Annotated in this window: 17 protein-coding genes and 3 tRNA genes; 17 read left to right on the top strand and 3 right to left on the bottom strand. The window is 71.0% G+C overall.

All coding sequences use genetic code 11. From position 1 onward, the window contains the following. The first annotated feature begins 595 nt into the window (after positions 1-595). The 7 genes from Bequi_RS13005 to Bequi_RS12980 all read left to right on the top strand — a co-directional run bounded on the left by Bequi_RS13005 (position 596) and on the right by Bequi_RS12980 (position 10,503). Positions 596-1,603 (top strand): polyprenyl synthetase family protein, encoded by a 1,008-nt coding sequence (locus tag Bequi_RS13005; RefSeq protein ID WP_249738366.1) that lies wholly within the window; start codon positions 596-598, stop codon positions 1,601-1,603. 269 nt (positions 1,604-1,872) lie between these two features. Beyond that, positions 1,873-2,928, top strand: a complete 1,056-nt coding sequence (locus tag Bequi_RS14460) for an RDD family protein (protein WP_430623123.1) — start codon at positions 1,873-1,875, stop codon at positions 2,926-2,928. Further along, positions 2,925-4,511 carry an FHA domain-containing protein gene (locus Bequi_RS13000; RefSeq protein WP_249738365.1) on the top strand — a complete coding sequence of 529 codons (1,587 nt, stop codon included), beginning with the start codon at positions 2,925-2,927 and terminating at the stop codon, positions 4,509-4,511. Before Bequi_RS14460 ends, Bequi_RS13000 begins: the two co-directional genes overlap by 4 nt. Then, positions 4,480-9,030, top strand: a complete 4,551-nt coding sequence (locus Bequi_RS12995; protein WP_249738364.1) for an FtsK/SpoIIIE domain-containing protein — start codon at positions 4,480-4,482, stop codon at positions 9,028-9,030. The genes Bequi_RS13000 and Bequi_RS12995 overlap by 32 nt, the downstream gene beginning before the upstream one ends. 179 nt (positions 9,031-9,209) lie before the next feature. Continuing rightward, positions 9,210-9,476 carry a hypothetical protein gene (locus Bequi_RS12990; RefSeq protein WP_249738363.1) on the top strand — a complete coding sequence of 89 codons (267 nt, stop codon included), beginning with the start codon at positions 9,210-9,212 and terminating at the stop codon, positions 9,474-9,476. Positions 9,477-9,637: 161 nt separating this feature from the next. Next, entirely contained in the window at positions 9,638-9,904 is a 267-nt protein-coding gene (locus Bequi_RS12985; RefSeq protein ID WP_249738362.1) for a hypothetical protein, read from the top strand. Between the two features lie 53 nt (positions 9,905-9,957). After that, positions 9,958-10,503, top strand: a complete 546-nt coding sequence (locus Bequi_RS12980) for a VOC family protein (protein WP_249738361.1) — start codon at positions 9,958-9,960, stop codon at positions 10,501-10,503. A gap of 118 nt (positions 10,504-10,621) precedes the next feature. On the opposite strand, the gene Bequi_RS12975 is transcribed toward Bequi_RS12980, so the two are convergent. Then, entirely contained in the window at positions 10,622-11,110 is a 489-nt protein-coding gene (locus Bequi_RS12975) for a YajQ family cyclic di-GMP-binding protein (protein ID WP_249738360.1), read from the bottom strand. A 302-nt stretch (positions 11,111-11,412) separates the two neighbouring features. Here Bequi_RS12975 and Bequi_RS12970 point away from each other — a divergent pair. From Bequi_RS12970 to Bequi_RS12925, 10 genes are all read left to right on the top strand, one after another. Next, positions 11,413-11,494: transfer RNA gene (locus tag Bequi_RS12970), tRNA-Tyr, on the top strand. A gap of 102 nt (positions 11,495-11,596) precedes the next feature. Then, positions 11,597-11,669: transfer RNA gene (locus tag Bequi_RS12965), tRNA-Thr, on the top strand. A 55-nt stretch (positions 11,670-11,724) separates the two neighbouring features. Further along, positions 11,725-11,801, top strand: a tRNA-Met gene (locus tag Bequi_RS12960). A gap of 90 nt (positions 11,802-11,891) precedes the next feature. Further along, complete coding sequence (gene rpmG / locus Bequi_RS12955; protein WP_347272008.1) at positions 11,892-12,062, top strand: 50S ribosomal protein L33; 171 nt, start codon at positions 11,892-11,894, stop codon at positions 12,060-12,062. Between the two features lie 230 nt (positions 12,063-12,292). Then, positions 12,293-12,742 carry an FAS1-like dehydratase domain-containing protein gene (locus Bequi_RS12950; RefSeq protein ID WP_249738359.1) on the top strand — a complete coding sequence of 150 codons (450 nt, stop codon included), beginning with the start codon at positions 12,293-12,295 and terminating at the stop codon, positions 12,740-12,742. Positions 12,743-12,776: 34 nt separating this feature from the next. After that, the gene (locus tag Bequi_RS12945; RefSeq protein ID WP_249738358.1) at positions 12,777-13,289 is read left to right on the top strand and encodes a MaoC/PaaZ C-terminal domain-containing protein; all 513 of its coding nucleotides are present in this window, start codon (positions 12,777-12,779) and stop codon (positions 13,287-13,289) included. Beyond that, positions 13,286-14,404 carry a UDP-N-acetylmuramate dehydrogenase gene (locus Bequi_RS12940; RefSeq protein WP_249738357.1) on the top strand — a complete coding sequence of 373 codons (1,119 nt, stop codon included), beginning with the start codon at positions 13,286-13,288 and terminating at the stop codon, positions 14,402-14,404. The genes Bequi_RS12945 and Bequi_RS12940 overlap by 4 nt, the downstream gene beginning before the upstream one ends. 224 nt (positions 14,405-14,628) lie before the next feature. Continuing rightward, positions 14,629-15,897: a serine hydroxymethyltransferase gene (glyA, locus tag Bequi_RS12935; RefSeq protein WP_347272007.1), complete on the top strand. Its 1,269-nt coding sequence runs from the start codon at positions 14,629-14,631 to the stop codon at positions 15,895-15,897. A 148-nt stretch (positions 15,898-16,045) separates the two neighbouring features. Next, the gene (locus tag Bequi_RS12930; protein WP_249738356.1) at positions 16,046-16,969 is read left to right on the top strand and encodes a bifunctional methylenetetrahydrofolate dehydrogenase/methenyltetrahydrofolate cyclohydrolase; all 924 of its coding nucleotides are present in this window, start codon (positions 16,046-16,048) and stop codon (positions 16,967-16,969) included. 34 nt (positions 16,970-17,003) lie between these two features. Further along, positions 17,004-17,828 (top strand): exodeoxyribonuclease III, encoded by an 825-nt coding sequence (locus Bequi_RS12925; protein ID WP_249738355.1) that lies wholly within the window; start codon positions 17,004-17,006, stop codon positions 17,826-17,828. 83 nt (positions 17,829-17,911) lie between these two features. Here Bequi_RS12925 and Bequi_RS12920 read toward each other — a convergent pair whose 3' ends face one another. Both Bequi_RS12920 and sdhA read right to left on the bottom strand, forming a co-directional pair. Next, on the bottom strand, positions 17,912-18,721 hold the full coding sequence (locus Bequi_RS12920; protein WP_249738354.1) for a succinate dehydrogenase iron-sulfur subunit: 810 nt from the start codon (positions 18,719-18,721) through the stop codon (positions 17,912-17,914). Continuing rightward, on the bottom strand, positions 18,721-20,493 hold the full coding sequence (gene sdhA, locus Bequi_RS12915) for a succinate dehydrogenase flavoprotein subunit (RefSeq protein ID WP_249738353.1): 1,773 nt from the start codon (positions 20,491-20,493) through the stop codon (positions 18,721-18,723). Before sdhA ends, Bequi_RS12920 begins: the two co-directional genes overlap by 1 nt. Positions 20,494-20,495: the final 2 nt, after the last annotated feature.

Below are 20,495 nucleotides of genomic sequence, written 5' to 3'. Positions count from 1 at the left end.
TGTGATGGTGTGTGGGTCCTCTTTATGGGGTGATCCCGCTGTCGTGCGCGGGCCACAATCTTTTTGTGGGTTGTTGGTGCTGTGTTGTTCGGGTGTGTTGTGCCGGTCCTGGTGGGGGCCGGCTTTTTCTGCGTTCAGGGCGCTTGTGGGCGGAAGGGGAGGGCGTGCTTCCGGGCGCGGAGGGCAGGGTGCACGACGATGCGCTCAGGGAAGGGCACAGCTGCGCGGCGCCTGGCAGGGAGCGGCTCATCTGCCCTCGGGTGCGATGGAGTGAAGCCGCGTTCCCCTTCAGGTGGTAATGCCGGCGTCGACCTCGTCATCTGTGCTGCGAATCCGGCTGCCTGTGCCTCTTCTGCTGCACGTCCATCTCTGGTGGGTGATCAGGGGGATGCCCTGGTGCAGCAGGGACCGTCCTGGATGCAGCGCAGGCCGGCCAGGATGCGTCGCAGATCGTCCCGCACCCCGTCGCGGTCCGAAGCCTGCCGTCCGTGCACGGGGCGGGGTCGCGATAGGATTGCCGTTGGCATCGGGCGCTGTGCGTGTGCACTTCGGGCCCGGTGAAGCAGAAGTCGTGTGACGCAGAGAGGTCTAGCCCATGGAGTCAGCGCTCGCGTCCGTCCCCGGGACCGATCCCGACTTCGTCCAGCGCCTCACACGGCAGCTTGAGGCGACCGAGACCCGGCTGGCCGATGCCGTCAGCATCTCCGACGAGTTCGTCCAGTGGACTGCACGGCATCTCCTGAACGCCGGCGGCAAGCGCATCCGACCTCTCATCGTGCTGCTCGCGGCCTCGTTCGGCGACGCTGAGCGCACGGAGGTCATCGACGCAGCCACTCTGGTCGAGCTCACGCACCTCGCGAGCCTCTACCACGATGACGTCATGGACTCGGCCCCCACGCGCCGCGGCACCGCGAGCGCCCATGAGATCTGGGGGAACTCGGTCGCTATCCTCACCGGCGACTTCCTCTTCGCTCGGGCGAGCGCTCTGAGTGCGACTCTGGGTGCTCGCTACTCCGCTCTCCACGCCCACACTTTCGAACGTCTCTGCCTCGGGCAGATGCACGAGACCGTCGGGCCTCGCGAGGGGGACGATCCCTTCTCGCACTACCTGTCCGTGCTCTCCGACAAGACGGCCTCTCTCCTGGCGATCGCAGGCCAGCTGGGCGCTCTCGCATCCGGCGCCTCTGAGGAGGTCGCCGAGACGATGCGGGAGTACGGGGAGAAGGCTGGCCTCGCATTCCAGCTGGCAGACGACGTCCTGGACTTGCGCAGTGATCCCTCGTCCTCGGGCAAGCAGGCCGGCACCGACCTTCGGGAGGGCGTGCCCACGATGCCGACTCTCCTGGTGCGCCGTCGTCACGCCGATGCGCCGGATGAGCGCACCGCCGACATTGTCGGCCGCCTCGACGGAGACCTCTCGGACGATGCCGCCCTTGCGGAGCTGGTGGACCTGCTGCGCGCCGACCCCGCCGTCGAGGAGACCGCGCAGATGGCGCGCGACCTCGTCGCCGAAGCGATTGAGATCCTGCGTGCTCTCCCCGATGCGCCGGGCCGTGACGCGCTGGAGGCACTGACGACCGGACTGGTCGACCGCGAGGTCTGACTCGAACTGCGCGGCCCGGCCCACCAGAGGCGGTCGCGCCTGTGCTGCATTGGCCTTCTGCTTCATCGTCCTTCTGCTGCATTTCTGGCCCGCCGCCGTCTGATCCGCCGCCGCCTGGTCCGCAGCGGATCGATCCACAGCGTTCGAGACATGTCGCGCAGCGAAGTCCTCCACAACCGCGGCCTGAGCCCTCAACCGGTTCACTTCCCTCACTAGCGTCGGTTCCGCACCCGCCTCGCCATGGAGCGCGGAACGTGGAGAGGACTGCAATGGGGGAGCTGGGGCGCGGAAGCGATCAGGGCATCACTCGTCGGTGCGACCGATGCGATGGAGTCATCTCGGTCGTGGGGAGCACCTGCGCGGAATGCGATACCGCCGCCTCTGCGCCGTCGGCCGACGCCGGCTCGGATGCGCTGCCGCTCGGGGGGAATGCGGCGGCCCCCTGGCTGCGCCCCGCACCGGCCGGACGGAGAGCATGGGCCTCTGCCGTCGATGCGCTAGTGCTTCTCCTCGCCCTGGTGCCCCTCTCCGCGGGGATCCTGCTGAGCCACAGATCGGGTCCCGGAGGGGAGAGCCTCCTTCCGCGGATCCTGATCGGCGCCGGAGCGGTCTCGGCGCTGGCTGTGACCCTCGGCCTCGCTGCCCAGCTCTCGCGAACGGGGAGGAGCCCCGGACTCCGCATGCTGTCCCTGCGCGCAGTGCCCCTCGGCCCCCGTGCCTCGATCAGTGCTCTGCGAGCCGTCGCCCGGTGCATCCTGCAGGTGCCCTCCGCGCCGGCACTGCTGCTCGGAGCTCTGATCCTTCCGGGCAGCACGCGCATGGGCGGCCTCGACCGGATCCTGGGACTGCGCCTGCTGGATGTCGCGTGGGGAGAAGACCCCGGGCCGCCAGCGCCCATACGGGAGCGCGGGGAGCGCAATGTGATCCGGCGGGTTCGCATGACCAGGTCGCGGGCGCTGTCCCTGCCCGCCCGCCTGTCGCGACCGGCACACCCATCGAGTCGAGGCCTGCTGCGGTTCGATGACGGGACCGCGGTCGAACTGTCCGGCGCCGTCGTGCTCGGCCGTGCGCCTGTGGCGGGGCCGGGAGAGCAGGGCCTGCGGATAGACGATCCGTTCCGCTCCCTCTCGCGCAGCCACCTTCATGTCCGCCTGGGGATGCGGTCCTGCGCGCTCACGGATCTCGGCTCCCGCAACGGCACTCGCGCGCGCGTAGCGGGGGGCAGCGCGCACCGCCTCACCCCTCACCAGACGGTTCGCGTCCCCTACGGGACGAGAGTCATGCTCGCAGACCGATCCCTCCTCATCGAGGAGTGCCGCTCATGAGCAGCCCCTCGTCCCTGTTCGGCATCGGCACCTGGTGCAATCCCGGTCCCGCTGTCCTGGTGCGACGCGACGCGGGCTGGATCGTCCTCGTTCCCGGGACCGCACCCCGCGTGGTGGAGGCCGCCTGGGATTGCCTGGCGGATTCGGCGGCGCACTCGGACTTCCTCTCCGTGCTCGCTGAGCGCGCAGGTCTCCCCGGGGCGGACGCTCTGCCTGAGCTCGTGGCCGCCCTCGTCCAGCCCGACTCCATCCAGGTCATCGTGCGGGGCGCGACCCCGCTGCACGTCCATCTGCACGACGGCACCGCGAGGGAGATCAGCGCAGTGGACGGTGCAGCGAACGTGCACCGGCTCGAGCGGGTGCACCGACTGTCCTTCGGAGAGATCCCGCGCGAAGGCGTGCCGGGCACTGCGAGACTGACCGAGGGAATCAGCCGGATCCGCGGCCTGGTCGATGTGTGCACCGACCCCCGCCTGCTGACGGAGGAGGCGAGAGCCGAGATCCGCCCTGCCGCATGCAGTGCCGAGGCATCACCCGGCCTCCCGGAGCATCATGTCGCTCCGTCGATTCCGGCCCCTGCCGCCATCCCTGTCCCGGCGCCTCTGCACGTCGCAGCGCCGCAACGAGGTCCCGGCCGGCCCGCAGCCGAGGAGAACCCCCCGAGCCGACCTATCGGCCTTACCGAAGGGGCGCTGAGCTGGCTCTTCTCGCCCCAGGCGGATCGCGTGCGGGAGCGCCTGCAGCGCAGCGCTAGCACGGAGCAGAAACGCGCAGGCGCTGCGCCGCAGACTCGATCTGCAGCGGACTCCCACGATCTCCCCCTCGGCAGCGATCCGCGACGCGCGCACCGAGATGAGGGGACAGCATTCGAAAGCCCCTCTGGCGACGCGTGCGCACCGCACTTCTCCCGCACTCTCGGCGGCCTGTTCAGGGCAACGCGACTGCGCACTGTCGAGCAGGCGGCCCGGCGGGACGAGGAGGCTGCAGGGACACCTGAGCGGCGCTCCGCCCCATCCCCCCTTCCCGAGGCAGACGGAGCGCCTGTCCGGGTGCGACCGGCGCACAGCGAGGGCAACCGCTGCAGCGATGTGCCTCCCACCTCTGCGAGCACTGCTCTCCAGGCTCTCCGATTAGAGCTGAGCACGGGCGAGACGTTCGACCTCGCAGGGCCGGTCATCCTTGGCCGCGGCGGAGCGGACGACGAGCATCCCGCCTCGGCCGGATCCGGATCCCGATTCAGATCCAGGATCTCCCTGCCGGAGATCTGCGCAGACGTCTCCCGAGAGCATCTCGTGCTCGCTCCGGAGGGGACCGGCGCCGTCGCCACAGACCTCGGCGCACGCAACGGCACGCGGCTCCATCGGCCCGGCCGCAGGCCCCGACTGCTCCCTGCGCACCGCGAAGTGCCGCTGCGGGTGGGAGACGCCCTCGAGCTCGGCGGCAGCCTTCGCATCGTCCTGACTCCGGGGACCGGCGAACCTCCAGGACCCGCCCCGATCCGTCGGACCATCGACCCCGCACCGGCGCCCGCCCCCACCGAGAGGAGCCCCTATGCGGCTTCGTCTGAGCCTGCTCAGCGCTGACGGCGGCCAGCGCGACCTCGAGATCACGGCCGACGCCACCGCCACCGTCGGCGATCTCGCAGAGGCCCTGCACGCGGGGAGCGTGCAGACCGGATCCCCCGCTGCGCGACCGGGCCGCAGCCTCGCTGTCAGCGTGCGCGTTCGCAGCGGAGACGAGTGCTGGGGGGAGGTCCTCAGCCCCGGCGCTCTGCTGCTGCGCTCGGGGATCCGCTCGGGAGCGGTGATCGAAGTGGTGACCTGGAGCGCCGACCGCCGAGCGCCCGCCGACCCGCAGGTCGGAGAGGGACAGCGCGCCGCGCTGCTGCGCATCGTGGCGGGGCCCGAGAGAGGCCGGGAGATCCACCTTCCCGAAGGGACAGTCGTGCTCCTGTGCGCCGGCGCAGAGCAGGCGTCCGCTGACGCGCTGTCGGTGTCGGTCGCCGTGGCCATCGCAGAGCCCGCGCTCGAGCGGCATCCGCTGCGCCTCACCATCGGCGCTCAGATCGACCTCGTGGACCTCTCCGCGGCAGGGGAGCAGCCCGCGCTGCGGGTGTCAGGCGCAGCCAGGTCTCGCGCCGTGCTCGGACCGGGCCAGATCGCCCGGATCGGTGCGACCGAGTTCTCGGTGGCACCGCTGCGCGCCACCGGCGCGCCGGACCCCGTCACGCCCGCGCTGGAGTTCAACCGCTCGCCGCGAGTGCTGGCGGCGTTCCCGGAGCAGTCCGTGCGCGCGCCGCAACCGCCGAAGCCCCCCGTCCCGCAGCCGTTCCCTCTGCTCATGGTGCTCGCCCCGCTGCTCATGGGCGCTCTCATGTACGCGCTCACGCGCAGCCCCTACTCGCTGCTCTTCGTGGCGATGATGCCGCTGATGGCCCTGGCGGCTCACGCCTCCCGGCGCCTGCAGGACGCCCGCCAGCTCGAGCGCGCGAGCAGGCTCTTCGAGGAGCAGCTCGCGCTGCTCGAGGGCCAGGTCGCCGCGTTGCAGCATCGCGAACGCGCTATCCGGCTCGCCGAGCTCCCGGGTGCCGCCGAGTGCGCCGATGCGATCGATCGCCTGGGACCCCTGCTGTGGACGCACCGACCGGAGCACGAGGCCTTCCTGGCGCTCCGGCTCGGCATCGGCGCCGCGCCCTCGCGAGTGGAGATCGAGGAGCCGCCGCTGCAGGACGCCCTGCCCCTGCACGCTCGACGGATACGGGAGACGCTCGCCTCCCATGTGCTCCTCGGCGGGGTCCCGATCCGAGGCGACCTCCGCAGCTGCGGGAACATCGGCATCGCAGGCCACGGCGCTGCCACAGCAGGCGCGGCGCGCGCGCTCGTCCTCCAGCTCGCCGCCCTCCACTCGCCGGCCGATGTCACCATCGCCGCGGTGGCATCTGCTGCCTCGCGGCGCGAATGGGAATGGCTGACATGGCTGCCGCACTGCGCGGATCCGCGATCACCGCTGCGCACGGAGTGCCTCGCGAGCACCGCAGAGCGCGCAGACCATCTCGTGGGGGCGCTCGAGGAGCTGATGAGACAGCGAATCGCGAGCGCAGGAGCCTCTGGTGCGCCGACCGCAGCGCCCCGGGTCGTCCTGATCGTGGAGGACGATGCCCCCGTGCGCCGCTCCCGGCTGGTGCAGCTCCTGGAGCACGGGCCCGCTGCAGGGATCCATGTGCTCTGGCGCGCCTCGGCCCTCAGCGCACTGCCCGCCGCCTGCCGCACCTTCCTCCAGGTCAGCGAGCATTCCGAGGGATCCTCCCTGCCGGAGGAGGACGCGGCGGCATCGGCGGCGGGCACCGGGGCCACCGCTCTCAGCGGAAGCGTCCTCGAGGGCGCACGCACGAGCCCGGTCCATCTGGAGAGCCTCACGCGCACCCGCGCAGCGGTCCTCGCCCGTCGCCTCGCTCCCCTCGTGGATGCGGGGGAGGGACGGGAGGAGGAGTCCGACGTCCCGGGCGAGGTCTCCTTCCTCCAGCTCGCCGGCGGCACCAGGGCGTTCTCGGAGCAGTCGCTGCTGGCCGCCTGGCGCGACCCCGGCGCCGCCGGCCTCGCCGCTCTCGTCGGTCGCGACGGGAGAGGGCCCATGCGCCTGGATCTTCGCGCGCAGGGACCGCACGCACTGGTCGGAGGGACGACGGGCGCCGGGAAGTCGGAGTTCCTGCAGACCTGGGTGCTCGCCATGGCGGCCGCGCACTCGCCTGCGCGCGTCACGTTCCTCTTCGTCGACTACAAGGGCGGCGCGGCGTTCGCGGACTGCACGGCGCTGCCCCACGCCGTCGGGATGGTGACGGACCTCGGCCCTGCGATGGTGCGGCGCGCCCTGACCTCCCTGCGCGCGGAGCTGCGGCGGCGCGAGCATCTGCTGCATCGCAAGGGAGCCAAGGACCTCGCGGCGCTGGAGCGCATGGGCGACCCTGACGCGCCGCCGAGCCTGGTCATCGTGGTCGACGAATTCGCTGCGCTCGCCGCGGAGGTCCCCGAGTTCGTCGACGGGGTCGTGGACATCGCCGCCAGAGGGCGATCCCTCGGACTGCATCTGATCCTCGCCACGCAGCGCCCGGCGGGGGTGATCCGCGACAGCCTGCGCGCGAACGCCTCCCTGCGGATCGCCCTCCGGCTCGCCGACGCCGCCGACTCCACCGATGTCCTCGGCGACTCCCGGGCCGCCGGATTCGATCCGGCCCTCCCCGGACGCGCCGCGATGCGAGCCGGCCCCGGCAGCGTCGTCACATTCCAGGCCGCGTTCGCAGGCGGGCGCACGGCTGAGCAGGGCGCGGCGGGGCCCCTCGAGATCGTCGAGCTCGACTTCGGGAGGGGCGAGCGGTGGGAGAGTGCGGAGCGAGAGCGTCCAGCGCCGGTTCTCGGGGACGGGGCGCCGACGGACATCGCGCGCATCGTGAACGCGATCTCCGCTGCCGCCCGCGCGGGCGGGATCGCACCCGCGCACCGGCCCTGGCTCCCGCAGCTCGCCCCGGTCTACGACCTCCTGGAGCTTCCCTCTCCCCGGCGCGACGACACGCTCGTCATCGGCGTCAAGGACGTGCCCGAGGAGCAGTCCCAGCCCGTCCTGGAGTACCGCCCTGACCGCGACGGCGGGATGGTCGTGCTCGGTGCCAGCGGCAGCGGGAAGAGCACGACGCTGCGCACGATCGCCATCGCTGCGGCGACGGCCACTGCCCGCGGCGGGCCCGTGCACGTGTACGCCCTCGACTTCTCCGGCGCCGCCCTTGCGCCGCTGGAGCCGCTCCCGCATGTCGGAGCGGTCATCACCGCGGAGGACGAGGAGAGGGTCTCCCGACTGCTGCGGACGCTGTGCGCGCGCATCGAGGAGCGATCAGTCCGCTTCGCCGCATGCCGCACCAGCACGATCAGCGAATTCCGCTCGCGGGCCGACGAACCGGCGCTGCCGCGCATCGTGCTGCTGCTCGATGGGATCGGGGCGTTCCGCGAGGCCGGCGAGTCGGCGCGACTGGCGCACTGGATGCCCTCGCTCCTCAAGATCGCCGTCGAGGGCAGGCAGGTGGGCGTGCACCTGGTGGTCTCGGCCGACCGCTCCGGCGCGCTGCCCGCGGCGCTCGCCTCCTGCATGCAGCACCGTCTGGTGCATCGAGCGGCATCGGATGAGGATTCGCCGGTGGCCGGCCGGGGAAGTGCCGGTCTGCACCCGGATTCGCCTCCAGGGCGCGGATTCCTCCAAGGGAGCGAGGTGCAGATCGGAGCTGCGGGCGGGAGCGCGAGCCTCGCCGCGCAGGCGGAGGCGATCAGCGCGCTCGCCGCCGAGATGCGAGAGGCGGGGGTGCGACCCGCACCGGGCGTGCCGCGACTGCCCTCCCGCATATCCTGGCGCGAGATCGAGCGCTGCCCCCGGGCCGAGAATGGGAGCCCTCCGGGCCTCCCGATCGGCGTCGCCGAGGACACTCTCGAGCCCGTCGAGATCGATCCGCGAGGGCTCTGTCTTGTCTCGGGCCCCCGAGGCTCCGGTCGCACCACCGCCGTGCGCACCATCGCGGAGGCGGCTCTGCACCGACGGCCCGACATGCGCCGCGTGCGGCTCGCGGCGCGGGCCAGCCCGCTGGCGAAGCTGCCCCTGTGGGACGCGGAAGCGGTGGACGCCGAGCAGTGCGCGGCGCTCGCCGCCGCTCTCAGCACGGCGATCGCCGCGGGAGAGGTCAGGGAGGGGAGGCTCGCCGTCTTCATCGACGGGCTGATGGACCTTGCCGGCACGCCCGCCCAGACGGCGGTGGAGGCGCTGATCCGAGACTGCGCGCGCGAGGGCCACCTCGTGCTGGGCGAGGCGGAGTCCTCCGCCTGGTTTCAGAGCCATGCTCTCGCCCAGCCGTTCCGCAGCGCCCGCCGCGGACTCCTGCTGCATCCTGCAGAAGGCGAGCCCGAGCAGCTGCTCGGAGCGACCACCTCGCGCAGTGCACAGCGAGTGCTCCCGCCGGGGCGGGGCCTGCTCATCGCCAGGGGCACGTCGGTCGCGCTCCAGGTGGCGCTCCCTGCGGGAACCTCGCCCCTGCCCGCCGGTGGGGAGGACTCGCGTGCGACGCGCTGACCAGCACATCTGCTTGTCCAGCGCGGGATCTCCACATTCTCGACCCGGCCATCGCACCCGAATCGCCGGCGTTCCTAGGGTGAGGGCAGCGCTCGAGCGGAGGGGATGGAGCGGCGTCCTCCGCCCCGCAGGCCGATCGAGCGCCCACCACTTGTCAGACGCCATGAGAGGAGCACACGATGCCGAAGAAGGGCATGATCCCTGAGGCCGTCGACGCGATGGCCCAGCAGATCGACACCGCCTCGCAGGAGGTCCAGACCCGCTACGAGGAAGCGCGCGGCCGCCTCGGCGAGCTCGAGTGGACCGGTGAGGACGCGACAGCGTTTCGCAGCCGGTTCGAGGACGAGGTGGGCACGCTCATGCGCCAGGCCGTGAGCGGGGCGCAGGAGCTCGCTGCGCGGGCCCGCAGCAACGCAGTCCAGCAGCGGGAGGCCTCCGCGAGCTGAGACCGGATCGTCGTCGCCGACCGGGACCGCGGCTCAGCATGAACCCGCGTCGGCGCCCTCTTCCCGTAGGGCCGCAGCCGCGGCCCGCACCGCACTGCCCCTGACGGCGTCGACCGCCGCGAAGGGGAACTCACCCCAGCACCACGCACAAGGAGCGACGCATGAACTTCCAAGGAATGGACCCCGAAGCCGGACGCGGCACCGCCGCGGCCGTGAAGACGGCCGGAACCGCGATCCAGGGCGCCTTCAGCGCGCTGCGCGGAGCCGTCGAGAGCGTCGAATGGATCGGCCCGGACCGCGAGACCTTCGTCGGAGACTGGCATGGCTTCATCGCTCAGACCATCGACCCGCTGGTCCAGGCGATCACCGAGAAGGGAGAGCAGCTCCTGCAGCACGCCGAGCAGCAGGACCAGGCCTCGGCGAGCTGAGCAATGCAGGGGGCTTTCGGGAGTCTCCAGTTCCCCGCCGATAGAGTCGAGGCATGACTTCGGAGAACAGACCTCGCCCGCGCGGTATCCAGCACATCGGCGTCACCGTCCCCGATCTCGAGGCCGCCACGACGTTCCTCGTCGAGGGGCTCGGGGCGAAGGTCTCCTACGACGGCCTCACCCCGCAGGATGATCCCCGGGAGGGTCCGGAGGTCGAGCGTCAGCTCGGGCTCCCCGACGGGGCCGCGATCCGCCGCCAGAGGTTCGTGGTGATCGGGGGCGGTCCTGGACTGGAGCTGTTCGAGATCACCGGCGAGCAGCGCGCCGCTGCGGGCCTGGCGGATCTCGGGCTGAACCACATCTCGCTGTACTGCGATGACATCGAGGGCTGCCGTGATCGACTGGTCGCGGCGGGAGGGGAGCCGCTCTCCGAGATCCATGAGAACAGCCGCTACGAGGACACCGAGGGCACCGGCAGCGTCTACGTGCGGGCTCCGTGGGGAATGCTCATCGAGCTCCAGACGATCCCGGGCGGCCACTACTACCCGCAGGACTCGCAGGCCCCGGTGTGGATGCCACGGCCCGCGCACGAGAGCTGACCGAGGTCAGCCCACTCCGCGTCGGATGACGGACGGGGGCTGCGACGCTGATGCAGCGTCGCAGCCCCCGTCCGTCTGCCGCAGCCGCTCCGCTGGATGCGAGAGCGACCCGCTCCGATCAGCGGTAGTTGACGAACTGGAGCGCGACGTCCAGATCCTTCTTCTTCAGCAGCGCGATGATCTCCTGCAGATCGTCGCGGCTCTTGCTGGTCACCCGCAGCTCGTCGCCCTGGATCAGGGGCTTGACGCCCTTAGGGCCCTCGTCGCGGATGATCTTCGAGATCTTCTTGGCGTCCTCGGAGCTGATGCCTTCCTTGAGGCCGGCGACCAGGCGCACCTCCTTGCCGGACTGCTTGGGCTCGCCCACATCCAGGCTCTTCAGGGAGAGCCCGCGGCGGATGAGCTTGGACTGCAGCACGTCGAGGACGGCGAGGACGCGCTCCTCCGCGTTGGCGACCATGACGATCTCCTCGCCGCTGAGGGAGACGGAGGCGCCGGTGCCGCGGAAGTCGAAGCGCTGGCCGACCTCCTTGGAAGCCTGGTTCACCGCGTTGTCGACCTCCTGGCGGTCGAGCTTGCTGACGATGTCGAACGAGGAATCTGCCATGAGTGGTGCCTCCTGGGCGGTCGTGGGGGTGCGGTCGTGGGGGTGCGGCCTGCTGGCCGGACTTCCGGTCGGGGGTCGCGCAGCCGCAGCGCGCCTGCGGAGCGAGCGGCGCCGCGAGACGGCGGGGCGTACGAGGGTCGACCCTCCCCGCAGGCGATGGAATCGCAGGTCAGAGCCTTGTGAGGAGCGTCATGCCCTCCGGGCGCCGATCTGGTTCGCACCACCGCGGTGACGCCAGTATGCTAGTCCAGGTCCGAGAGCAGCAGAGTTCGCAAGAGCGCTGATGCGATCGGTCGCCACTCGGCAGGTTACCCAAGCGGCCAAAGGGATCTGACTGTAAATCAGCTGGCTCTGCCTTCGGGGGTTCGAATCCCTCACCTGCCACGCCGGGGTTCGCATTGCCCCTTAGGGGCGTGTGATCCCTGGCACCGAGGATGACCTGCGGTTTGCTCCCCCGGGAGTGAGCCGGTAAAGTCTTCGGGGCCCGCCCTGATAGCTCAGTCGGCAGAGCATCTCCATGGTAAGGAGAAGGTCAAGGGTTCGATTCCCTTTCAGGGCTCTGATCGATGCGTCGCCCCGATCTCATCTCGAGATCGGGGCGTCTCAGCGATCGTGCCGGGGTAGCTCAGACGGTTAGAGCGCACGACTCATAATCGTGAGGTCGCGGGTTCGATCCCCGCCCTCGGTACCACGCCGGTTCACTCCGGAGTGCATCACGACCATCCCCATCGGGGACCACGCGGCGCGCAGTGCGCGCCCCCAGGACGAAAAGAGGCGAGCAGTGGCCAGCAAGAGCTCTGACGTGCGTCCCAAGATCACGATGGCCTGCACCGAGTGCAAGTCGCGCAACTACATCACCAAGAAGAACCGTCGCAACACGCCGGATCGTCTTGAGCTGTCGAAGTTCTGCCCGACCTGCGGCAAGCAGACCCAGCACCGCGAGACCCGCTGAGCGGATCTGCGCAGACGCACCACGAGAGCCACCCGGAGCGATCCGGGTGGCTCTCGTGCTGTCCGGACTCGCACTCCCCCCTGCGCCCCAGAGCGCGGATTGTCGGCATGCGGTGGCAGGATGGTCAGGTCGCATCGCCCTCGGGCTCGCGCCGCGTGCGCCGCGCGCCGCCGGGGATGCGATGAAGAGCGATCCCGATCCGTCTGCCGTCCACCCTGCAGGAGCCTGAGATGAGCCCCACCCCTGACCCCGGCTTCGCCGGTCGCACCTACCCCGAGGGGCCCGTGCACACCGTCTCGGCTGCGAAGATCGCAGAGTTCGCACGGGCGACGGGCGCCGACCACCCCCTGCACACGGACCCCGACGCCGCTGCGGCCGCCGGCTATGCGGGCCTGGTCGCGCCGCCGACCTTCCTGGTCTCGCTCGCTCAGGAGACGGAGGCTGAGTACATCGCCGATCCCGCCGCGGGCATCGACTTCAGCCGCGTGGTCCACGGCGAGGAGGGATTCGTGCTGCATCGCCCCGTCGTCGCCGGCGACCAGCTCGTGCCGGTGCTCACCGTGGAATCGATCCGCAGCGCCGGCGGGCACAGCATGATCTCCACGCGCGTGGACATGGCGGATCCGGACGGCGCGCCCGTGGCGACCGTGCGCTCCAGCCTCGTCGTGCGCGGCGAGTGACCGGCAACCAGGCATCGGACGAAGGATCCCCCTCATGACGAACCCCGTACTCAGCCTGTCGGACCTCGAGGTCGGTCAGGTCCTCGCCTCCCGCGAGATCGCCATCACCCGCGACACCCTCGTGCGCTACGCGGGCGCCTCCGGCGACTTCAACGCGATCCACTACAACGACGCCGTCGCCGAGCAGGTGGGCCTGCCAGGAGTAATCGCCCACGGCATGCTCACCATGGGCACCGCGATCACCGTCGTCACCGATGCCATCGGCGACCCCGCGGCGATCCGCAGCTACTCGACCCGCTTCACCAAGCCCGTCCCCGTTCCGGCCCTCGGAGCGGCTGCGCTCCTCGTCACGGTGACCGTGCGCGGCATCGACGCCGCCGCCGGGACCGCGGAGCTCGACCTCACCGCGGAGTCCGGCGGCGCGAAGGTGCTGGGCAAGGCGCGCGCCGTGGTCGCGCTGCCGGGGACGGTCCACCAGCCAGGGACGGCCGACGAGAACGGCGCCGCCGGTGCCGGCGCCGAGGCCGCGCACGGAGCAGGAGCATGAGGCTCGCGGATCTCACGACCCTGCGCGTCGGCGGTCCCGTCACCGACCTGGTGGAAGTGCGCAGCGAGGCAGAGCTGATCGAGGCCGTCTCCACGGCCGACGCCGAGGGCAGCCCGCTGCTCGTGCTCGGCGGCGGCTCGAACCTCCTCGCCTCCGACGCCCCGTTCGAGGGCACGGTCGTGCTGGTGCGCGACCCGCAGTCCGCCCCGGTGCTCGACGCGACCTGCGAGGTGGGGCCGTCCGGCTCGCCGTCGGTTGATGCCGAGGATCTCTCCCCGCTCGAAGCGAGCTGCGGGGGAGCGATCGCCGAGCACTTCGCCGGGACCAGCTGGGACCGCGCGGTCCAGTACGCCGTCACCCGCGGGATGATCGGCATCGAAGCGCTCTCGGGCATCCCCGGATCCGTGGGGGCCACGCCGATCCAGAACGTCGGCGCCTACGGCCAGGAGGTCTCCCAGACCATCTCCCGCGTGCGCACCTGGGATCGCGAGCGCGGGGCGGTGAAGACCTTCTTCGCCGACGACTGCCGCTTCGGCTACCGCACCAGCATCTTCAAGCGCACCCCGTATGCGGGCCCTGTGCCCTCGCCGACCGGGCGATACGTCGTGCTCGCGGTGACCTTCCAGCACGCGGTCGGGAATCTGAGCCAGCCCGTCCGCTTCGGCCAGCTCGCCGAGCATCTCGGTGTCGAGGCCGGAGCGAGGGTCCCGATGCAGCGGCTGCGCGAGGCCGTCCTCGAGATCCGCGGCTCCAAGGGCATGGTGCTGGATCCCGCGGATCACGACACCTGGAGCGCCGGGAGCTTCTTCACCAACCCCATCCTTCCTGCTGCGCAGGCGGCGGCGCTGCCTGCCGATGCGCCGCGCTTCGACGCGGGGGAGGGGCTCGTCAAGACCAGCGCCGCCTGGCTCATCAGCCGCGCGGGCTTCGAGCGGGGCTTCTCGGTCTCGGACCGCGCGAGCCTGTCGACGAAGCATTCGCTGGCGCTGACGAACCGCGGCGGCGCGAGCAGCGAGGACATCGTCGAGCTCGCCCACGCGGTGCAGGCGGGAGTGCGTGCCGCCTTCGGCGTCGATCTCGAGCCGGAGCCCGTGCGCTGGGGCGTCGACCTCTGAGCCCGGGCGCTCCCCGTCGGCGCGCAGCTCCCGCTCCGGGTGCGGCTTGGAGCGGGGCCGGCCTCCGGAGCCACGGATCCCATGCCCGGTCGGAACCTGAACGCGCCGGTCACGGCATGATCCGCGCCACTAGGATGGAGAGGCGCGGACGATGATGACCGTGCAGCTCCCGCGGCCGCGTGCTCGCACGCCGCGCAGAGACCGATCCCGCACCTGGAGGCCCTGTGAACCTATCTGACCAGTCCATCGCCGATCTCGATCCCGACATCGCCCGGGTCCTGGACGACGAGCTCGCCCGCCAGCAGTCGACGCTGGAGATGATCGCTTCGGAGAATTTCGTGCCCCGCGCGGTCCTCCAGGCGCAGGGCTCCGTTCTCACCAACAAGTACGCCGAGGGCTACCCCGGCAAGCGCTACTACGGCGGCTGCGAGGTTGTCGACGTCGCCGAGGAGCTCGCGATCTCCCGCGCGAAGAGCCTCTTCGGCGCCGACCACGTGAACGTCCAGCCCCACTCGGGCGCTACCGCGAACGCGGCGGTCATGCATGCCCTCGCCCGTCCCGGCGACACGCTGATGGGACTCTCTCTCGCGCATGGCGGGCACCTCACCCACGGCATGAAGATCAACTTCTCGGGCCGTCTCTACGACATCGCCGCCTACGAGATCGACACCGCGACCGGGCGCCTCGACATGGACAAGGTGCGCGAGCAGGCGATCGAGGCGAAGCCGAACGTGATCGTCGCCGGCTGGTCGGCCTACTCCCGTCAGCTCGACTTCGCGGCGTTCCGCTCCATCGCCGACGAGGTCGGAGCCAAGCTCTGGGTGGACATGGCGCACTTCGCGGGTCTCGTCGCCGCAGGCCTGCACCCGAGCCCCATTCCGCACGCGGACGTCGTCTCCACGACCGTCCACAAGACCCTCGCAGGCCCCCGCTCGGGCATGATCTTCTCCACCGAGGAGTGGGCGAAGAAGATCGACTCCGCCGTGTTCCCCGGCCAGCAGGGCGGGCCCCTCATGCACGTCATCGCTGCGAAGGCCGTGGCGATGAAGGTCGCCGCGACCGAGGAGTTCAAGAACCGCCAGCAGCGCACGCTCGACGGCGCGAAGGCTCTCGCCGAGCGCCTCCAGGCCGAGGACGCGAAGAAGGCCGGCATCAAGGTCATCTCCGGCGGCACCGATGTGCACCTGGTGCTCGTGGACCTCGTCGCCAGCGAGCTCGACGGCCAGCAGGCCGAGGATCGCCTCCACGAGGTCGGCATCACCGTGAACCGCAACGCCGTCCCGAACGATCCCCGCCCCCCGCGCGTCACCTCGGGCCTGCGCATCGGCACCCCGGCGCTCGCGACCCGCGGCTTCGGGGCCGACGAGTTCGCCGAGATCGCCGATGTCATCGCCCTGGCGCTGACCGGCGGGGCGAGCGTGGAGGACCTCGCGCGTCGCACGAAGGCGCTCGCCGAGTCGAAGCCGCTGTACGCCGGCCTCGCCCAGTACTGATCCGCCGCGCCCGCCCGCACTCTCCGTGCGGGCGGGCGCCGTCATGACCGGCGCGTCCCCGCAGCGACGACGGGGGAGCGCCGGTCCCATCCGCCCGCGGGCGCCCGCTCCCGGGCCCGCCCGATCGCCCTCACCGGAAGAAGGACCCATGACCGCGAAGACTCTCGACGGAACCGCCACAGCCAAGGCCATCAAGGCAGAGCTCGCCGAGCGCGTCGCCGCCCTCGTCGCCGCAGGTCATCCGCAGCCGGGACTGGCGACCCTGCTGGTGGGGGACGATCCTGCGAGCGCCGCGTACGTGCGCGGCAAGCACCGCGACAGCGAGCAGATCGGGCTGAACTCCATCCAGAAGCGCCTTCCGGCCGACGCCACCCAGGCCGACGTCGAAGCGGCGGTCGACGAGCTGAACGCGGATCCGGCCTGCACCGGCTACATCGTGCAGCTGCCCCTGCCACGCCACATCGACCAGGACGCCATCCTCGAGCGCATCGACCCGGCGAAGGACGCCGACGGGCTGCACCCCACGAACCTCGGTCGCCTCGTGCTGAACGCCAACAGCCCCATCCACACGCCGCTGCCCTGCACGCCGCGCGCGGTGGTCGAGCTGCTGCTGCGCCACGACATCGACCTGAACGGCAAGGATGTGGTGGTCGTCGGCCGCGGGGTCACCGTCGGCCGCTCCATCGGGCCGCTCCTGACGCGGCGCAGCATCAACGCGACCGTCACCCTCACGCACACCGGGACCGTCGACCTCGCCGAGCATCTGCGGCGCGCCGACGTCATCGTCGCTGCGGCCGGGTCACCGCACCTCGTGCAGGTGCGCGATGTGAAGCCCGGCGCGATCGTGCTGGACGTCGGCGTGACGCGCGTGGAGAGCATCGTGGAGGGGGAGCGGGCGACCCTCAGCGGCGACGTCGACCCCGACGTCGCGGAGGTCGCGGGCTGGCTCTCCCCGAACCCCGGAGGCGTCGGCCCGATGACCCGCGCGCTGCTCGTGCAGAACGTCGTGGAGATGGCCGAGCACGCCGCGGGCATCCGGCACGACGAGCTGGTCATCGCCTCCGAGGCCTGAGCCGGTCTCCAGCGGGCGCTGGGATACTGGGTCCATGAGCCTCACCATCGCGACCGTCAACGTCAACGGACTGCGCGCCGCCGCGCGCAAGGGCATGCCCGAGTGGCTGGAGCAGACCAGCGCTCAGGTCATCACGCTGCAGGAGGTCCGCGCTCCCGATGAGCTGATCGCGGGTCTGCTCGGAGAGGGCTGGTCCGTGGTCGGCGAGGCGAGCCGCATCAAGGGCCGCGCGGGCGTGGCCATCGCGGCCCGCACCGAGCTCGAGCGCATCGACCTCGAGGGCGTGCGCCGCGGCCTGCCGGGCCTGGACGGCCCGGACTCGCACAGCGGCCGCTGGCTCGAGGCGGATCTCGAGGATCCGCTCGGGGACGGGAAGACCCTCACCGTCGTCTCGTGCTACATGCACTCGGGCACGGTCGAGAAGCCGCAGACGATGACCGACAAGTACGCGTTCCTCGACGCGTCCATGGAGCGCCTGGAGGCGCTGCGGGCCGACGGCCGGCACGTCGCCTGGACCGGTGATCTCAACATCGCGCACACCGAGTGGGACATCAGGAACTGGAAGGGCAACCTGAAGTCCGCGGGCTTCCTGCCCGAGGAGCGCGCCTACTTCGACCGCCTGATCTCCGAGCTCGGCTGGGTTGATGTGCACCGCGCCCTCCACGGCGAGGGCCCCGGCCCGTACACCTGGTGGTCCCAGCGCGGGAAGGCATTCGACAACGACTCCGGCTGGCGCATCGACTACCAGATGGTGACCCCCGAGCTCGCGGCGCGGGCGACCTCCGCGCAGGTCGATCGCGCGCCCAGCCACGACACCCGCTGGTCCGACCACGCGCCCCTGGTGGTCTCCTACTCCTGAGGCGCTGCAGGCAGCGAAGCGCCCCGGCCTCCCGCCGCAATCGCGGGGGACCGGGGCGCTCCGATGCGGTACCGGGGGAGGGGTCAGACCCGCCCGCGGATGACCGCCTGCTTGACCTCGGCGATCGCCTTGGTGATCTGGATGCCGCGGGGGCAGGCCTCGGTGCAGTTGAAGGTGGTGCGGCAGCGCCACACGCCCTCCTTGGAGTTGAGGATCTCCAGGCGCTGCTCGCCGGCATCGTCGCGCGAGTCGAAGATGAAGCGGTGCGCGTTCACGATCGCGGCCGGGCCGAAGTACTGGCCGTCGGTCCAGAAGATCGGGCAGGACGAGGTGCACGCGGCGCACAGGATGCACTTCGTGGTGTCGTCGAAGACCTCGCGCTGCTCGGCGGACTGCAGGCGCTCCTTCGAAGGCTCCTGGCCCTTCGCCACGAGGAAGGGCATGACCTCCTTGTAGGACTCGAAGAACGGCTCCATGTCCACGATCAGGTCCTTCTCCACCGGGAGGCCCTTGATGGGCTCGACCGTGATCGGCTTCGAGAGGTTCAGGTCCTTCAGGAGGGTCTTGCAGGCCAGGCGGTTGCGGCCGTTGATGCGCATCGCATCGGAGCCGCACACGCCGTGCGCGCACGAGCGGCGGAAGCTCAGCGAGCCGTCCAGGTGCCACTTGATCTCGTGCAGGGCGTCCAGCACGCGGTCGGTGCCGTGCATCGTGACGGTGAAGTCCTGCCAGTAGGTCTTCGGCTCGCCGCTGCCCTCCTCCGCGGAGTCGGGGTTGTAGCGGGCGATGCGCAGGGTGACCTCGAACGAGGGGATCTCGGCGGCCTGGGCCGCACCTCCCTCGGTGCCGGGGGCCGGTGCGCTGCTGGGAGCGTCGGTGATCGCAGTGCTCATCAGAAGGTGCGCTCCTTGGGCTCGTAGCGGGTGATGATGACGGGCTTGGTGCCCAGCGTGATGTCCGTGCCCTCGAGGCCGGAGCCGTCGAGCGTCTTGTAGGCCATCGTGTGCGCCAGGAAGTTCACGTCGTCGCGCGTGGGGAAGTCCTCGCGGAAGTGGCCGCCGCGCGACTCCTTGCGCTCGAGCGAGCCGAGGGTGACGACCTCGGCGAGGTCGAGCAGGAAGCCGAGCTCCACGGCCTCGAGCAGGTCGAGGTTGTAGCGGCGGCCCTTGTCCTGCACGGCCACGGTCTCGTAGCGGCGCTTGAGGTCCTTGATGTCCGCGAGGGCCTGGCGGCAGGTCTCCTCAGTGCGGAACACCTGGACGTTCGCGTCCATCGTCTCCTGCAGAGCGCGGCGGATGTCCGCGACGCGGTCCTCGGTAGCGGGGCGGTCGCGCAGGCGCTGCAGCAGCTCCACCACGGGCAGCTCGACACCCTCCGGCAGCTCTGCGTACTCCACAGTGTGTGCATGCTCCGCGGCGGCGATGCCGGCGCGCTTGCCGAACACGTTGATGTCCAGCAGCGAGTTCGTGCCCAGGCGGTTGCCGCCGTGCACGGACACGCAGGCCACCTCGCCCGCGGCGTAGAGGCCGGGGATGGTGTCCTCGGCGTTGCGCAGCACCTCGCCCTTGATGTTCGTGGGGATGCCGCCCATGCCGTAGTGCGCGGTGGGGAACACCGGCACCGGCTCCGTGTACGGCTCCACGCCCAGGTAGGTGCGGGCGAACTCGGTGATGTCCGGGAGCTTCGCGTCGATGTGCGCGGGCTCCAGGTGCGTGAGGTCCAGGAGCACGTAGTCCTTGTTCGGACCGCAGCCGCGGCCCTCGCGCACCTCGTTGGCCATCGCGCGCGCCACGACGTCGCGCGGGGCGAGGTCCTTCAGCGTCGGCGCGTAGGTCTCCATGAAGCGCTCCATGTTGGCGTTGCGCAGGATGCCGCCCTCGCCGCGGGCCGCCTCGGACAGGAGGATGCCGAGCCCCGCGAGGCCCGTCGGATGGAACTGGAAGAACTCCATGTCCTCGAGCGGGATGCCGCGGTTGAAGGCCATCGCCGGGCCGTCACCGGTGAGGGTGTGGGCGTTGGAGGTGGTCTTGTACATCTTGCCGAAGCCGCCGGTGGCGAACACGACGGACTTCGCGCGGAACACGTGGATCTCGCCGGTGGCGAGCTCGTAGGCGACGATGCCGGCGGCGCGCACGCCCTCGTCAGAGCGGGGGTCGCCCGTCATCAGCACGTCGAGCGCGTAGTACTCGTTGAAGAACTCCACGTTCTGCTTGACGCAGTTCTGGTAGAGCGTCTGCAGGATCATGTGGCCGGTGCGGTCGGCCGCGTAGCAGGAGCGGCGCACGGGCGCCTCTCCGTGCTCGCGGGTATGCCCGCCGAAGCGGCGCTGGTCGATGCGGCCCTCGGGCGTGCGGTTGAACGGCAGGCCCATCTTCTCGAGGTCGAGCACCGCGTCGATGGCCTCCTTGGCCATGACCTCGGCGGCGTCCTGGTCGACCAGGTAGTCGCCGCCCTTGACGGTGTCGTAGGTGTGCCACTCCCAATTGTCCTCCTCGACGTTGGCGAGGGCGGCGCACATGCCGCCCTGCGCCGCGCCGGTGTGGGAGCGGGTGGGGTAGAGCTTGGTGATGACAGCGGTGCGGGCGCGGGGGCCGGCCTCGAGGGCGGCGCGCATGCCGGCGCCGCCGGCGCCGACGATCACCACGTCGTACGAATGGGTCTGCATGT

Source organism: Brachybacterium equifaecis (genome assembly GCF_023509525.1).
Taxonomy (GTDB): Bacteria; Actinomycetota; Actinomycetes; order Actinomycetales; family Dermabacteraceae; genus Brachybacterium; species Brachybacterium equifaecis.
Note: the sequence above shows the minus strand (reverse complement) of the source record. Positions and strands in the feature narration are given on the sequence as shown.